Consider the following 15,091-nt stretch of genomic DNA (forward strand, 5'->3'; position numbering starts at 1 on the left):
AGCTTTTCTTTACACATTCATCATATTATGAAACCGCTTTCATAAACACCCATACTTTTTCCTTTAGGAAGCGGAAAAAGTTAATATCACACCATTAGTTCTTGTACGAAGGCGCTTTTTTATCCATGACATCCAGCATGTCTTCAAAGGTGTCACAGGTGATGAGGTGCTGAATAAATTTCACATGATGGACAAGCTCTCCAAGCAGACGGTACATGCCTTTTAAGTCTTTGGCATTCTCTTTTTCGACACAAAGCAAGCACACAAATTGAACTTTTTTCTCTCCCCAAATAATCGGTTTTTCTAATGTACAGATCGCCCAAAACGTCTCTTCTGTTAGCGGGGTCATCGGATGTGGAATCGCTGTATAATGCCCAAATGAAGTCGGTGCAGACTCTTCTCTTTCCATCACAGATTGTGTAAGTTCTGCTGGTGCTAAGCCCATGTCAATGACCTTTTGCGTGAGAAAGTGTATGACCTCTTCCTTTGTTTGAAAGGCGCGTTTTGTAAAGACCAATTCCTTTTTCATATATTGCGTAGCTAATGTCACTCTTGTTTCACTTGTCAAAGCATCTTCTATTTTTAAAAAATCACTGCCTCCTAAAATCGTGTTCACTTGAATGACCGGAATCGGTAAATCCATATGAATGGGAATGGTCGAAATAATTAAATCCAATGCATGTAAAGAGACATGCGGAAGGGAATAAAGCTCTGCTGTACCTAAAATGGTCAGCTTCGACCCAAATTGTGACCGCAAACGATCTTGAAGTAGCCTTGCACTCCCTGCACCAGACGCACAGACAATCAGGCATCGCTTCGGTGGTATCTCCATTTTCCTGCGCTCTAAGGCCGCACCAAAATGAAGTGCCATATAGCCGATCTCATTTTCATGAATGGACAAACCTGTCTCTTCTTCAATGACCCTGCTCGCCACAATCCCTGCTTCAAAGGCAATTGGATAGCCCGCTTTGATCTCATCAAGCATTGGATTTCTTAAATTCATTCCATACTTACACCGATTGATCGCTGGCTTCAAGTGCAAACTGAGGCCAATCAGCAATTCCGCATCTCCCGCTAAATCCAGCTGCAATTTTTGATCAATGGCTTTCAGCATCAGCTGAACAAGACGACTCGTGTCATCATCCACAATTTGTTTTTGACCGCCCGTTGAAAAAGACTGTACCATTTTGGCTGTTCCTAGCAAATGAATGGCGATATAAACGATTTCCTCTTGTGGAAATGAGACATCTAGCAGCCCTTCAAGACGCTCAACCATTTTTTGGGCTACCTTGTATTCTTTTGCCCTTGGGATTTCGTTGATTTCTTCAGGCAGCACAGATACATAGTTTCCGTGTCTAATCCGTTTACAGGCAATAGCAATATGAACAATTAAATTATTCATGCAAATGTCTGATAGATTCATTTTTTCCTCGTTGATATAATCAATCATGGTTCTCTGAATCAATTCCAGCTCATGTTTTGGCAAAATCGTAACCGCCGTGTTCAGCATTGTTTGATAGGAACGCCGTTCATTGAATAAATATTCTGACATGCAATAACGGATTTTCATCTCAGATCCTTTGATCCGGCAGCCTTTATTCGGCTTTGCTTCCAACTTCAGATCAAAGGGTTCGAGCTTACGTTTGACCCATTTCATGTCATTACTCATCGTCGATTTACTAATAAACAGCTGCTCCTGTAAGTCTTCCAGCTTCACATATGATTCCGCTAGAAGCAGCTTTTTCAAAATAAATCGAACTCGTTCTTCTGGAAGAATAGCAAGCGGTTCTTCCTGTTCGACTTCTTCCTTCATAAAACGGCGAAAGGCATTCTCATCGTTGATCAACAGCTCATAGCCAGCGCCTCTAACAGCTGATACAGCTGCTTGATAAGGGGCTAGACGCTCATTCAGTTCCTTGATGTCTGTTCGGATGGTGCGGCTTGTCACTTGTAAACTGACAGAAAGCGCAGCGCTCGTGAGAGGAGTCTCAGCTGCCATCAGCTGACTTAAAATGTGCGCCAGTCTTTTACTCAGCATTAGGTCGGCCTCCTTCATTTAGGGTGGAGAATCTGCCTTGTTTGGACAGGTTGTACACGCTTACAGTTCTCTTCATTATTCATATTCTACTGAAAAGAAATAAAAATTGCCAACTCATTTATATGACAAACGCCCCTATTTATACAACCAACCATATCTAATGACCTATGAATCTTCTTCTGAGATGCTGTTGTGGAAATCATGAAAAAAAGGCGTTACACCTCCGTGTATCCGCCTTTTTCTTATGAGGAAATCAGTTGTGTAAAGACAACCAATCTTTTTTCATGTGTACCGGCTGCATGATCAAAAGTTCCCGTACATGTGATGAAATTGAGATTCCGTGTAAAGGCGTATCCGAAAAAAGCATTTGGTTTCTCTTCGCGCGGATAGCTTTTCACCTTGAGAACCTCAAAGGTTCGCTTTTCCCCTGACGAGGATGTCACAATGACTTTGTCTCCCTTTTTTAGCTCCTTTAGTCGATAAAAAACAGCTGGACCCCATTTATTATCAACATGACCATTTATGACAGCATTCCCTTTATCACCAGGCTTCGGACCATCTTCAAACCAAGCTGTGTGATCTGTATTTTGTGGAACACCCATACTGCCATCCTTTGATAAAGTCGTTTTCTCCACTTTTGCTTGGACATCAATCGCTGGAATGGAGATGTCAGCTGGCACAATACCCGATGGCTCATCTTTTAACGTGTCGTGTGAATGAGATGGATTCTTGGCTTGTTTTGCTGTCATTGGCTCAGAAGATGATGCAGTTTCAGAGGATGACTTTTCATCTATTGATTGGGATGCGCAGCCCGTGATGATGAAAAGCGTCAGAATACCAAACAGCCATCTTTTCACGCAAGTCGACCTCCTTTTGAAGAAAGGAACGGCACGATTGTGCACGTTCCCTCTTGTCTTGATGCCTGCTTAATTTGATGGTTTACGGCGAATGAGGAAGAACGCCCCCACTGCACCTCCGGCTAAGATGAGACTTGCCATCATCCCAGCAAATGCTTCATATGACATACCTAATGGACCGGCTGTGCCTCCCATACCTGTTTTCGGCATCTCATTTGGCATGTTGGATTTGAACATGTCAGGATGCTGATCGACAATAGCTGATGCGACATCTTGACCAACCATGAACATATGGCCGTATGCTTCTCTGACAGTCGGGTACAGCTGATCATATTCACCATGATGATAAGACGTGTACGTTTTGATGAGCTCATCAATATGGGTTTTCAACCCAGCTTCTAAGTCAGCCGCCTTCAATCGGCCATCTGTCGCTTGATCTAAAAATTTTGCTTGTTTCATACGGTAAGCATCTAAATCTTTGACAGCCTTTTCTTTTGCTTGCTCGTCTCCTGATGCATCCGCTTTAACATAATCAACTAAATATCCGATATGACTTGACCAGATCGTTTTAAATTGTTTTCCTGCATCTTTTCCATAAACAGAAGCGATCGCATCTGATAAATCATTTGTATTTTCATTTAAGGCTGCTGCCGCTTGGTCAAAGTCCTTGCTGCCATCATTCCCTTTTTGCATTGCCACTACCGCGAGTGCCAAATGCTCTGAGAACAAGTAGTTTAAATCCTCACGAAGATCTGCCGCTGGAGTATCGACTGATTTTTGATCAAATTTCCCAGGAAATTGATCTGTAATCGCCCATGATACACCTTTACCTACTTCAAACATATGATGAATGGATTTTCTGACCGTTTCATAGGTTGTATCAAAATCCTTTTCTGTGTAACTGTCAAAAGCTTTTAGCAGTTCATTGACGTGCATCTTTAACCCTTCTTCAAGTTCACTTGCTTTCAATCTTCCACCTGTTGCTTTATCAAGCATATCAGCTTGTTTCATGCGGTATTGATCAAGCGCTTTGATCGCTTTCTTTTTACCTGCTTCATCTTTTTTCGCTGTCGCTTGTACATAATCAACGAAGTAGCCGATATGGCTTGACCAAATCTCTTTGAATTGTTTCCCTGCTTTTTTTCCATACACAGAGGCGATCGCATCTGATAGATCATTCGTGTTTTCATTTAACGCTGCGGCTGCTTGATCAAAATCTTTACTGCCGTCAATTCCCTTTTGCATCGTGATCACTGCTAAATAAGCATGCTCTGAGAAGAGCTGATCAAGCGCTGCGCGAAGATCCGTTGCTTTATTTGACACCTCTTGTGATGATGACGACTTTTTTGCATCCCCATGCATATGTCCTTCGTGTGCACTTGCCATTTGAGCAGTTGGTAATAATAATGCTGCACTAAGCGGGATCGTTAAAAATGCTTTTTTCATTTTCATCTGTTTTGCCTCCTCTTTCCGTTTGTTATGTACTTAACGGAGAGAGAAGTGAAATGGATCATTCACACAGCATATTTTTTTGTTTCATTCATTTCATAAAAAAAAGCCGGATTACCCGGCTGATACGTTACGACTTTTGGATACTTTTCGTTCTTTGTATATTTTCCTCACCACTGGATAAATCACTGGTGCCCATTTGACAATTTGTTTCAGCCACTTTTTCATTTTCTCCCGCGCCTCCTTATTGTCATTCTTACAAGACGATTCCCGATCTTGTCATGAAATAAACAGGTGCGGGAGAGCAGGAGTTAAATGACGCCTTGTGCGATCATGGCATCTGCCACTTTGCGAAATCCTGCAATATTTGCGCCTACCATTAAGTTTCCAGCGTATCCGTATTCTTCAGCTGTCTCAGTACACTGACGATAAATCGACTGCATCATTTGTTTCAACTGACCATCTACTTCTTCAAAAGTCCAAGACATTCTCGCACTGTTTTGCGCCATTTCTAACGCCGAAACACCCACTCCCCCTGCATTTGCTGCTTTTGCTGGTGCAAACAAAATATCATGTTGTTCAAATACTTTGACGGCCTCAAGTGTGGACGGCATATTGGCCCCTTCTCCTACAGCGATGACACCGTTTGCCACTAGCTGCTGTGCTTGCGACTCTGAAATTTCATTTTGTGTCGCACATGGCAGCGCAATGTCACAAGGGAGAGACCAAATTTGTTCGCAATCTTCAATCAATTCAGCATGCGGGTGAATGTCTATGTAGGCACTAATTCGCTGGTTATCGACTTCCTTCAGTTGCTTCACTGTCTCAAGTGAAATGCCTTGAGGGTCGTAAATGGCTCCGCTTGAATCACTACAAGCCACAACCTTTCCGCCTAATTCCAATACTTTTTCCATCGCATAAATCGATACATTTCCTGACCCAGACACAACAACAGATCGTCCTTCAAATTGCATTCCGTGGGCTTTTAACATTTCTTCCATAAAGTACACAAGTCCATAGCCGGTCGCTTCTTTTCTTGCTAAACTGCCTCCGAAGCCAGGGCTCTTTCCTGTCAGGACACCTGCTTCATACGCACCACGCATTTTTTTGTACTGGCCGAACATATAGCCGATTTCGCGTGCGCCTACCCCGATATCTCCTGCCGGTACATCTTGATCAGGTCCAATATAACGACTGAGTTCACTCATAAAGCTTTGAACAAAACGCATGATTTCTCCAACAGATTTCCCTTTAGGGTCAAAATCTGATCCACCTTTTCCTCCGCCGATCGGCAAACCTGTCAGTGCATTTTTAAAGATTTGTTCAAATCCTAAAAACTTGATGATGCTGGCATTGACCGATGGGTGGAAACGAATGCCCCCCTTATAAGGACCGATGGCACTATTAAATTGGACCCTGAATCCTCTGTTCACCTGTACTTTGCCTTCATCGTCTACCCACGGTACACGAAACATCACAAGCCGCTCAGGCTCAATTAAGCGTTCTAAGATCCCCTGTTTTTCATACTCTGGGTGTTTTGCAAAAACCGGGACGAGGGATTCCAGAATTTCTTTCACGGCTTGCTGGAATTCCGCCTCGCCTGGATTCCGTTTTTCTACATCCTCTAGCACACGGTGGATGTAGCTTTGTGCTGTTTGTGCTGCTCGATCTAAGGTCAACATGTCTCATCTGCCTCCTTGTCAATATCTCACTCTTTGGTTGTTAGATTTTCTAACGCATATTGAGATTAATTTAACACCATTTGTAAAAACTGATCAATATTGATAACAGATGAAAACGATGCCGAAATGAGATAGATCAAGCAGAATCACCTTCCGTCATGAAAATGACCCGCTTAAAGAATGACTATCGTGCTAGAAATGACGAACTGGACGTTCAACATCCCGCTTTCTTTGACACATTCATGAAACTTTCATTTTTTCTAGATGATGATCATTCAAAAAAAAGGTCAAAAGTTTTACAACGTCTTTCAATCTTTCCTGAGCTTTTCTCCTCTTTTACGATCAGGTAAGACAACACACAGCCAATATAAAATAGAAGAAGATGGGAAGTTGATTAACCCAATGATGCCCCAGAACCATTTATAACGCCCTCTTTTCTTGGCATCCATAAATAAGAGAAATCCCTGTGCAAACAGTAACGGTAATGCGCACAATAAGATGATCATTTCCGTCTGACTCATAAGGAGGACCCTCCTTTAATATGTTGATATTCCTTGATGCCGACAACCACACAGAGTGGCACGCTCACCACTTGGAGAAGAATGAAGATGATGGGCAAATGAGTAATGGCAGCTGCAAAAAGTGTCATGATGGTCAGACTGACGATGATGTACGCCAGCACTTCTTGTTTAAAACGTTTTTTCTCTTTTTCCTTTGCCTGCTTTAGCATCAACATCAAAGCTTGTTCACTCGGCTTTTCTACTTCGATTTGTTCATCGAGCTCCTGCAGCCCCTCTTTTAAACGATCGGCGAAACGATCTTCTTTCATCAGTCCCACTCCTTTCGAATTTTCTTGATCCCATGATGAACCCTCGATTTCACCGTACCTTCTCTCACCCCGAGCATCGAAGCGATTTCAGGGTAAGTAAAGCCATAATAGTAATGGAGAAGGATCGGTGCTCTCTCCTGAGCCTTTAACTCATTTAGAGCATCCCACATGTCATGCCAAGTATGGCCTTTTTGCTGAACATCCCATTTGAACCGGCGGATGGCTTCTTGATTCGCCTTTCCTTCTCTCGTTTGTTCACGTTTTCTTTTCTTTTGATGATCTAAAAATTGTCTAGATGCAATGGACATGAGCCATGTTGAAAATAATGAATCTCCTCTAAAAGAAGAAAGTTTTATGTACGCTTTGAGCATCGTTTCTTGCATAATCTCCTCTGTCAGCTCTTGTTGAAGGGTCAATTTCATCAAATAACGGTAAAGAAACGAATAATGATGCCGATAAAGGGCGGTAAATGCGGCATCATCCCCCTGTTTTGCCCGCTTGATCCATAAAGTCTCCTCGGTCTGCTCCAAACACGTCCCTCCTTCCTTTCTATCTCTTATTGATTAGACGACACCGGTGATCGCATCGTTTAAAATAGACCTTCTTTTTTTAAATTGGAGCCTTTTCTACCTACTGTTTAGCGCATGGATCTATTTGATATCCATTTTTTTCTTATGTAATGATTATGACATGTCTTTGTCTCTAACAAAATGACGCTTTCGTAATCATCTTGATTTTCCTTGAAAAGAAGAACGTCCTTTTCATAATCACTAGGTTACCCCAATACCTATCGTCAATGATCCTTGTCTCATGTAGATAAATTGAAATAATCATTGACTTAGTTTCCTTGAAAATCGTGGAATACTTCGTTCCAATTCTTAGCCGATGATACCTTTTTGCGTGCTATGCTCTTCCTACATTCCGAAAGAGGCGATGCTGGCGAAGGAAGGAGGAGCGGTTGAATCGCAGCTTATTTTGGAAACGTTTACATTAAAACAAAATATAGAATGGAGATGTTCATGTTGAAGAAAAAAGTTCCAATGTTAGCTGGTGTGTTAGCGGTTGGTCTCGTGACTTCATTATTTGCGCCAAATGGGGAGGCAAAAGCAGCAACGAAATATCCAGAAAGCCCTTCGATTATGGCCAATTTTAATCAGCAAGGATTCTCCACATTAAATGGCGGTACAACAGGCGGTGAAGGCGGTAAAACGGTGACGGTGAAAACCGGAAATGAACTATTAGCTGCCCTCAAAAGCAAAGGAACAAATGAAAAATTGAAAATCGTGGTAGACGGAACGATTACTCCTTCTAATACTTCGGCCAATAAAATTGATGTGAAAGATACAAACAATGTCTCCATCGTCGGTAAAGGGAAAAACGGCGAATTTAATGGGATTGGTATTAAAGTATGGCGTGCCAATAACATCATCATCCGCAACCTCAAAATCCATCACAGCAAAATCGGTGATAAAGATGCCATCGGAATCGAAGGTGGCTCTAAAAACGTATGGGTCGACCATAATGAACTCTACAACACTTTGAACTCTGGGAAAGATGACTATGATGGGTTATTCGATGTGAAAAATGACTCCGATTACATTACGTTCTCATGGAACTATGTCCATGACAGCTGGAAAACAATGCTGATGGGCAGCTCCGATAACGATAACTACAACAGAAAAATCACATTCCACAACAACCGCTTTGAAAACTTGAACTCTCGTGTACCGTCTATGCGCTACGGAGAAGGTCATGTGTATAACAACTACTACAAAGGCATCCATACAACTGCGATTAACTCTCGTATGGGCGCAAAAATGAGAATTGAGCACAACGTATTTGAAAATACAAACAATGCCATTGGCAGCTGGGACAGCCGTCAAGTCGGTACATGGCATGTCATCAACAACTCATATATTAACAGCACAGGTAGCCTGCCAACGTCTTCAACAGGTACGTACAACCCTCCTTATAACTACTCTTTGCTTAACGTGAACAATGTGAAATCAGAAGTTGTATCAAATGCGGGTGTAGGAAAAGTAAACCCTTAAACTCAAAAAACGTTCGGGCAGAAATCTTCTGTCCGAACGTTCTTGTCATACATTTTTTACACGTTCGAAAATGGACGATCCATTTCATACAGCTTTTGATAACGCACATTTTCTTTCAGCAAATCATGATGGTGCCCTTCCATCTCAATGCGTCCACCTTCAATAAACATCATACGGTCACATGCCTCACAGCCAGTGAGATGATGGGTGATCCAAATGACTGTTTTTCCTTTTAACACACGGAAGATTGTTTCAAGCAATTCACGCTCTGTGCGTGGATCAAGCCCGACGGTTGGCTCATCTAATACAACAATCGGTGTGTTTTGCAGCAAAATCCGTGCTAGAGCCATACGCTGTCTTTCTCCACCAGAGAAACGAACCCCTGTCTCTTGTACACCTGTGTGATAACCTTCTGGCAAAGACTCAATGTAATCGTGCAGCTGCACTTGCTGCGCGGCTTCTTTTACTTGCTCTTCTGTCGCTTCTGGAGAACCTAAGCGAATGTTGTTTAAAACAGACGTATCGAATAAATAGGGCTGTTGATTGAGCACAGACACATAAGAGGATATCTCCTCTTGAATGCTTTGTACCGGTTTCCCCTGAATGCTGACAACCCCTTGATTTGGCACGACTGCCCCTTCTAACAATTTTAAAATGGTCGATTTGCCTGCACCGCTTTTTCCTAAGAGAGCGAGCGATTCACCTTGCTTCAGGGAAAACGAAAAATGCTTTAGTACATGTTGATCTACTTCATATCCGAAGGTGACTTGATCAAAACAGACCGCTTCAACGCCATCAGAGACGGGTGTCTCGTCTGCTGCCTTCCTCTCCACTAATCCTTCATACGACTGCTCTTCATAATGATTTAATCTGCTGACGGCATGCTGATAAACAGGAATATCGCCTGCTGCATCTGACAGCGGAAGAAAGGCTTCTGTTAATGGAAACAGCACAAGCACAAAGGCTGCGATGAGCGTGTGCGGCATAGAACCAGCCTGAACGACTGAGCCGCTCCAATACACGACAAGGACGACTGCTCCTCCAATGACTAGCTGTGCTAAAAATTGGCGCAGACGGATAAACCGGTGCTTTGCCGATTCGAGTGCTAATAGCTTTGCTTCTTTTCGTTCATAGCCCTCAACAAAATCGTTCTGTCTGCCGCTAAACAACCAGTCACTCACGCCCATGACAGCATCTGTTAAATGGCTGTACAGTTCATTTCTGCCCTTCTTCATTTCAATTTGTCGCGCCCGGTTCACAAGTACTGTGATGTATGGGAATACAAATACGAGCAGCGCCATATAAAGCAGCATCAACCCGGCAAAAGGCCATGAAAAAAGCCCAAGTGCTCCAATCGAAGCGGCATATAAAAGCAGCGCACCGATGGATGGAAAGATTGTTTTTAAATACGCATCCTGTAATCTCTCCACATCTTCTGACAACAGCCCAAGCATTTCACCTGTTCCTAGCTTTGTCTGTTTGGCACTTCGTTCAGCCATGTCATAAAGACGTACCCGCATTTTTTCAATCATCGTCAAAATGAGCTGATGACTCGCCAGTCTCTCTGCATAACGAGCCGCTGAGCGTGAAATACCAAAGGTACGTACTGCCACGATTGGGACATAGACCATCAAAATATTCTCAGGTCTTGTGGCAGCTTTTGAAATGAGGAACCCTGACGTATACATGAGCATAGAAGCAGAAAATACCGCAATCGCCCCTAAAAAAAGCACCAAGGCAAACAGCTTTTGATTCTCCTTGATATAAGGTATAAACCAGCCTTTACTGACCATGTGTGACCGCCCCCATTTGTTCCTGTACCAATTGATAGTACACACCTTTTCTTTCCATTAATGATTCATGAGTCCCCATCTCTGCAATCGTCCCATGATCCATCACAATGATTTCATCCATATCCGTCATCCAATGAAGTCTGTGTGTGGCTAAAAACACAAGTTTATTTTCAAACAATGGAAGCATTGTTTTCTTCAATTCATACTCTGTCTCAATATCCAGATGAGCCGTTGGTTCATCTAACAGCATAATGGATCGCTGGCCGAGCACTGTGCGAGCGAGGGCAATCCGCTGCGCTTGTCCACCGCTCAGTCCTCTGCCCTGTTCGCCAATGACCTCATCCAGTCCATTGGGGAGATCAGCTACGAGCTGAGACAAACCTGCCTCTTGCACCGCTCTTTCAACGTCTTCATCTGTTGCATTCGGTTCATAAAAACGAATGTTTTCTCTCAGTGTCATGTGAAATAAATAAGGATGCTGCGGCATATAAACAACTTCTTTTTGCCATGCCGCCAGCTGTAAATGAGCAAGCGGCTTTCCGTTTAGGATCATTTCACCTGCAGACGGTTCAACAAAACCGCCGAGAATATCCGTTAACGTCGATTTCCCCGAACCACTGGCACCGATGATCCCAATCTTTTTCTTTCCTTTCACAATGAGATCGACATCCCGAATCGAATAAGGAGCATGTTCATCATGCAAGACACTGACATCTTGCAGTATGAGCTCAGATTGCTCATTCCACTCGTTCAGCTGCACGGATTGTGTCTCCTGCTCTCGGAAGCCCTTTTCCTCTAAAATCACTTGAATCGCCTCATTCGCTTCTTTACCGTTTAACGTCGCATGATAATCATTTCCCACTTCACGGACTGGCAAGAAATATTCTGGCGCAAGCATCAGTGCAGTCAAAGCGGGCAATAACAAAAGATCTCCTTCAATTAAGCGCAAGCCGAGAAATACAGCGACAGTCGCAATGGACAGCATAGAAAAGAAATCGAGAGCAAAAGATGAAAGAAAGGCGACTTTCAGTGTACTCATCGTCGCCTTTCGATAACGCTTTGAGACCTCTCCAATATTGCGAGAATGCTTTTTGCTAATCCCTAAGTAGCGAAGCGTTTCAAGGCCACGGAGAGAATCAGTAAAATGATTGGATAATTTCTCATACGATCTCCATTGTTTGGCCGCTTTACGCTGAGCGACAAGTCCTAGCAAAATCATAAAAACAATTAAAATCGGCAGCGTGACAATGAGAATGACAGCAGATGTTTCATCTAATGTCCAAACATAGACAAGCACCATCACCGGAATAACTGCCATGTTCACCATTTTCGGCAAAAACAGCTGTAAATACTGACGATATTGGGCAATGCCCTCCATCGCCAATGTCACAAGCTTTCCTGTTCCTTTTTTCTTCGTGAAAGCTGGCCCTAAACGGAACAGCTGGTCCAGCAGCTGCTTTCTCACGTCTGCTCCAATTCGGGAAGAATAGGTGAACATGACCTTCTCCCGCATCAAGGTGAGACCGTGCCGCACCAGAAAGGCAGCAAGAAACAGCAAGACATAAGGCGTTGCCTGCATGAGGCTCTTCCCGTCAAACAGCGTTGTTATGGCATGTGCCAGCCACTGTGCTTGAAAAATAATACTTGCTCCTTGGATGATTGACACAATACCTAAGAGGGCAAGAAGCCCCCTCATTCCTTTTAGTTGAAGCAAACGTTTATCCATTAGTAAGTCATTGGCTCCTTACCGCTTACACGTTTACGGAAGACATAGTAGCTCCAGATTTGATACCCAAGCACAAAAGGTAGCAAAGAAATGGCAACAATCGTCATGACCGTCAGTGAATAAGATCCTGATGCAGCGTTTTGAATGGTGAGGTCGAATGCATGGTTGATCGAACTAATCATGACACGCGGGAATAATGCTGTGAAAAGCATGGTCACCGTCACCATAATACCTGCACCTGTGAATAAAAATGTCCATCCATCACGCTCTTTTCTCATAAAGAATAGAGCCGCTACATAACAAACCACAATGAGTACAGTTAAAGGGATTGTGATGATCGGACGCACGGTATAAATGTCCGTTTCAAGAATAGACACACCAACAAATACAACAAGAACTGGTAGTGCAATCAATAAAACACGCTGACCGAGCTTTCTTGCACGATTTCTTAAATCACCCTCAGTGCGGAGTGTGACGAAAATCAATCCATGCAGGAGGCAAAGCACCGTCACGGCTACCCCGCCGATCACTGAATAAAGATTGACGAAGTCTGTAAATCCAGCGTACATATTCATATCTTGATCAATTGGCATTCCTCGTAACATACTTGTGAATAGCACTCCGAGTAAAAATGGCGGAAGCAGACTGCCAAAGAAGATGATCCAGTCCCACGTTTTGATCCATGAAGCCTTCTCGACCTTCCCTCTAAATTCAAAGGCGACCCCCCGCCCAATGAGCGCTAATAGGAGAATCGTAAATGGAATATAGTATCCGCTGAACATCGTAGCGTACCAGTGAGGAAAAGCGGCGAAAATAGCCCCGCCAGCTGTAATCAGCCAGACCTCATTTGCATCCCAGAAAGGGCCAATCGTATTGATTAAAATGCGGCGCTCATGTGCATCTTTTCCAAGCAGCTGCATGGACATCCCGACACCAAAATCAAATCCTTCTAAGAAGAAAAATCCAACAAACAATACTGCGACAAGAATAAACCAAATCTCGTTAAGATATGCCATGATATGCGCCTCCATCAAATGGATCTGTAGACAGGTCCGTTTCATCCTTTTGATCTGTATTCTCTTCAGAATGTGCACCTTTTTTAATTTCTCGAATGAATAAGTAGGCAAGCACGATGGCAAGAATCAGATAAATGGTCGTAAAGCTAATGACTGAGAATAGCAACATGCCGTACGATACGTTTGGTGAAATGGATTGTGCGGTTGTCATCATACCAAAGACTGTCCACGGCTGACGCCCAATTTCCGTCATGATCCAGCCCGCTGAGTTTGCAATAAACGGGAACGCAATCATCCATACCATGAAGCGTAAATACCATTTGTTTGATTCTAGTTTTTTTCTAAAGCTCAAATACAAACCAATCATACTAGCAAAAATCATCAACATGCCGGCACCCACCATGATTCTAAAGCTCCAGAAGGTTGTTTTGACTGGAGGAATGTAATCCCCAGGACCAAACTTTGCTTCATATTCTTTTTGAAGGGTCAGCATGCCTGGCACATCTCCACTAAACTTCGAATAGGCCAAGTAACTTAAAGCAAACGGAATATTGATCTCCGCAGAGTTTTCTTTTTTATCTGTATCAATGTTGGCAAATAGTGTCCAAGCCGCTGGATCTCCACTATCCTTCCAAAGGGCTTCACTTGCTGCCATCTTCATCGGCTGTGATTCCATTAAGTGCTTCGCTTGATCATGTCCAGAGAACGCCACACCTAAGCCAGAAATGAAAGCAAGCACCATGGCAATCTGGAAAGATTTTTTGAAAAAGGTCACTTCTTGTTTTTTGATCATTTTATAGGCACTAACACCCGCGATAAAGAAAGCACCGGTTGCCAATGCACCAAACAGAACGTGCGGGAACTCTACCCAAAGTTGCGGATTTGTCACGAGCGCCCCAAAGTCATTCATTTCTGCACGGCCATTTTTAATCACAAATCCAACTGGCTCCTGCATAAATGAGTTGGCAAGTAAAATCCAAAACGCCGAAAAGATCGTACCAAGAGAAACGAGCCAAATACATAACAAATGAATTTTTTTCGGTAGACGGTCCCAGCCGAATATCCAAAGACCAATAAAGGTCGATTCAAGGAAAAAGGCCAATAGCGCTTCAATGGCAAGCGGTGCACCAAAGACATCACCGACAAACCTTGAATAATCTGACCAGTTCATCCCAAACTGGAATTCTTGCAGAATCCCTGTCACCACACCTACTGCAAAGTTAATTAAGAAAAGGTGACCCCAAAATTTTGCCATCTTTTTATAGATGTCTTTTTTCTTCACCACATAAAGGGTTTGCATCAATGCAACGATAAATACCAAACCTATAGACATAGGAACAAAAATAAAATGAAATAATGTCGTTGAGGCAAATTGAAATCTTGCTAAAAACAGCTCACTCACAGCCTTACATCCTCCCTTACTTTCGCATGCCGAATGATTCGAGATATTTATGCTCACCATTTCACAAAAAGTTCACTATTTGTTCAATGATTCACAAGTGAAAGTCCATTTGATATAGTTCACTCGGTGAAATTTTACTCTTGATTTTCATTCGGTTAGTTATTTATACCTGTACTTTACACCCATGTGCTTCAAAAATAAAGTAAATTTTACCTAAAATTTGGATAGGATTGTGTCAGTTGTTTGAA

The 15,091-nt window shown here is 42.9% G+C and carries 13 protein-coding genes; 1 reads left to right on the plus strand and 12 read right to left on the minus strand.

All coding sequences use genetic code 11. The features are described from left to right. Nucleotides 1-94: 94 nt before the first annotated feature. The 8 genes from MKY11_RS18575 to sigY form a co-directional block, all read right to left on the minus strand. Nucleotides 95-2,038: a BglG family transcription antiterminator gene (locus tag MKY11_RS18575; protein WP_096882031.1), complete on the minus strand. Its 1,944-nt coding sequence runs from the start codon at nt 2,036-2,038 to the stop codon at nt 95-97. 242 nt (nt 2,039-2,280) lie between these two features. Then, a complete protein-coding gene (locus MKY11_RS18580; protein WP_024719512.1) occupies nt 2,281-2,895 on the minus strand; it encodes a class F sortase in 615 nt (204 codons plus the stop codon). 69 nt (nt 2,896-2,964) lie between these two features. Beyond that, complete coding sequence (locus MKY11_RS18585; RefSeq protein ID WP_342501676.1) at nt 2,965-4,347, minus strand: copper amine oxidase; 1,383 nt, start codon at nt 4,345-4,347, stop codon at nt 2,965-2,967. Nucleotides 4,348-4,458: 111 nt separating this feature from the next. After that, on the minus strand, nt 4,459-4,572 hold the full coding sequence (locus MKY11_RS18590) for a hypothetical protein (protein ID WP_226650551.1): 114 nt from the start codon (nt 4,570-4,572) through the stop codon (nt 4,459-4,461). A gap of 83 nt (nt 4,573-4,655) precedes the next feature. Next, nucleotides 4,656-6,026, minus strand: a complete 1,371-nt coding sequence (gdhA, locus tag MKY11_RS18595) for an NADP-specific glutamate dehydrogenase (RefSeq protein ID WP_342501677.1) — start codon at nt 6,024-6,026, stop codon at nt 4,656-4,658. A gap of 308 nt (nt 6,027-6,334) precedes the next feature. Next, nucleotides 6,335-6,547 (minus strand): hypothetical protein, encoded by a 213-nt coding sequence (locus MKY11_RS18600; RefSeq protein ID WP_008345569.1) that lies wholly within the window; start codon nt 6,545-6,547, stop codon nt 6,335-6,337. Then, nucleotides 6,544-6,855 (minus strand): YxlC family protein, encoded by a 312-nt coding sequence (locus MKY11_RS18605; protein ID WP_045033786.1) that lies wholly within the window; start codon nt 6,853-6,855, stop codon nt 6,544-6,546. The genes MKY11_RS18600 and MKY11_RS18605 overlap by 4 nt, the downstream gene beginning before the upstream one ends. Further along, nucleotides 6,855-7,385: an RNA polymerase sigma factor SigY gene (sigY, locus tag MKY11_RS18610; protein ID WP_058337087.1), complete on the minus strand. Its 531-nt coding sequence runs from the start codon at nt 7,383-7,385 to the stop codon at nt 6,855-6,857. Before sigY ends, MKY11_RS18605 begins: the two co-directional genes overlap by 1 nt. Nucleotides 7,386-7,874: 489 nt before the next feature. Between sigY and MKY11_RS18615 the strand changes: the two genes are divergently transcribed. Continuing rightward, nucleotides 7,875-8,906 carry a pectate lyase gene (locus tag MKY11_RS18615; RefSeq protein ID WP_039165108.1) on the plus strand — a complete coding sequence of 344 codons (1,032 nt, stop codon included), beginning with the start codon at nt 7,875-7,877 and terminating at the stop codon, nt 8,904-8,906. A 56-nt stretch (nt 8,907-8,962) separates the two neighbouring features. Here the strand turns inward: MKY11_RS18615 and cydC are convergent, their stop codons facing one another. From cydC to MKY11_RS18635, 4 genes are read right to left on the minus strand one after another with little or no spacing between them, the layout of a single operon-like run. Continuing rightward, a complete protein-coding gene (gene cydC / locus MKY11_RS18620; protein ID WP_342501678.1) occupies nt 8,963-10,699 on the minus strand; it encodes a thiol reductant ABC exporter subunit CydC in 1,737 nt (578 codons plus the stop codon). Next, nucleotides 10,689-12,425, minus strand: coding sequence for a thiol reductant ABC exporter subunit CydD (gene cydD / locus MKY11_RS18625; RefSeq protein ID WP_342501679.1), 1,737 nt, complete (start codon nt 12,423-12,425; stop codon nt 10,689-10,691). The genes cydC and cydD overlap by 11 nt, the downstream gene beginning before the upstream one ends. Continuing rightward, a complete protein-coding gene (gene cydB, locus MKY11_RS18630) occupies nt 12,425-13,441 on the minus strand; it encodes a cytochrome d ubiquinol oxidase subunit II (protein ID WP_058337090.1) in 1,017 nt (338 codons plus the stop codon). Before cydB ends, cydD begins: the two co-directional genes overlap by 1 nt. Then, complete coding sequence (locus tag MKY11_RS18635; RefSeq protein ID WP_058213460.1) at nt 13,428-14,843, minus strand: cytochrome ubiquinol oxidase subunit I; 1,416 nt, start codon at nt 14,841-14,843, stop codon at nt 13,428-13,430. Before MKY11_RS18635 ends, cydB begins: the two co-directional genes overlap by 14 nt. Nucleotides 14,844-15,091 lie beyond the last annotated feature (248 nt).

Origin of the sequence: Bacillus sp. FSL W7-1085 (genome assembly GCF_038595035.1) — a bacterium.
GTDB classification, from domain to species: domain Bacteria; phylum Bacillota; class Bacilli; order Bacillales; family Bacillaceae; genus Bacillus; species Bacillus altitudinis.

Coding starts and splice junctions, on each gene's coding strand:
- MKY11_RS18575 (WP_096882031.1), bottom strand. CDS start 2,038: ATGCTGAGTAAAAGACTGGCGCACATTTTAAGTCAGCTGATGGCAGCT.
- MKY11_RS18585 (WP_342501676.1), bottom strand. CDS start 4,347: ATGAAAATGAAAAAAGCATTTTTAACGATCCCGCTTAGTGCAGCATTA.
- MKY11_RS18590 (WP_226650551.1), bottom strand. CDS start 4,572: ATGAAAAAGTGGCTGAAACAAATTGTCAAATGGGCACCAGTGATTTAT.
- gdhA (WP_342501677.1), bottom strand. CDS start 6,026: ATGTTGACCTTAGATCGAGCAGCACAAACAGCACAAAGCTACATCCAC.
- MKY11_RS18600 (WP_008345569.1), bottom strand. CDS start 6,547: ATGAGTCAGACGGAAATGATCATCTTATTGTGCGCATTACCGTTACTG.
- MKY11_RS18605 (WP_045033786.1), bottom strand. CDS start 6,855: ATGAAAGAAGATCGTTTCGCCGATCGTTTAAAAGAGGGGCTGCAGGAG.
- MKY11_RS18615 (WP_039165108.1), top strand. CDS start 7,875: ATGTTGAAGAAAAAAGTTCCAATGTTAGCTGGTGTGTTAGCGGTTGGT.
- cydC (WP_342501678.1), bottom strand. CDS start 10,699: ATGGTCAGTAAAGGCTGGTTTATACCTTATATCAAGGAGAATCAAAAG.
- cydD (WP_342501679.1), bottom strand. CDS start 12,425: ATGGATAAACGTTTGCTTCAACTAAAAGGAATGAGGGGGCTTCTTGCC.
- cydB (WP_058337090.1), bottom strand. CDS start 13,441: ATGGCATATCTTAACGAGATTTGGTTTATTCTTGTCGCAGTATTGTTT.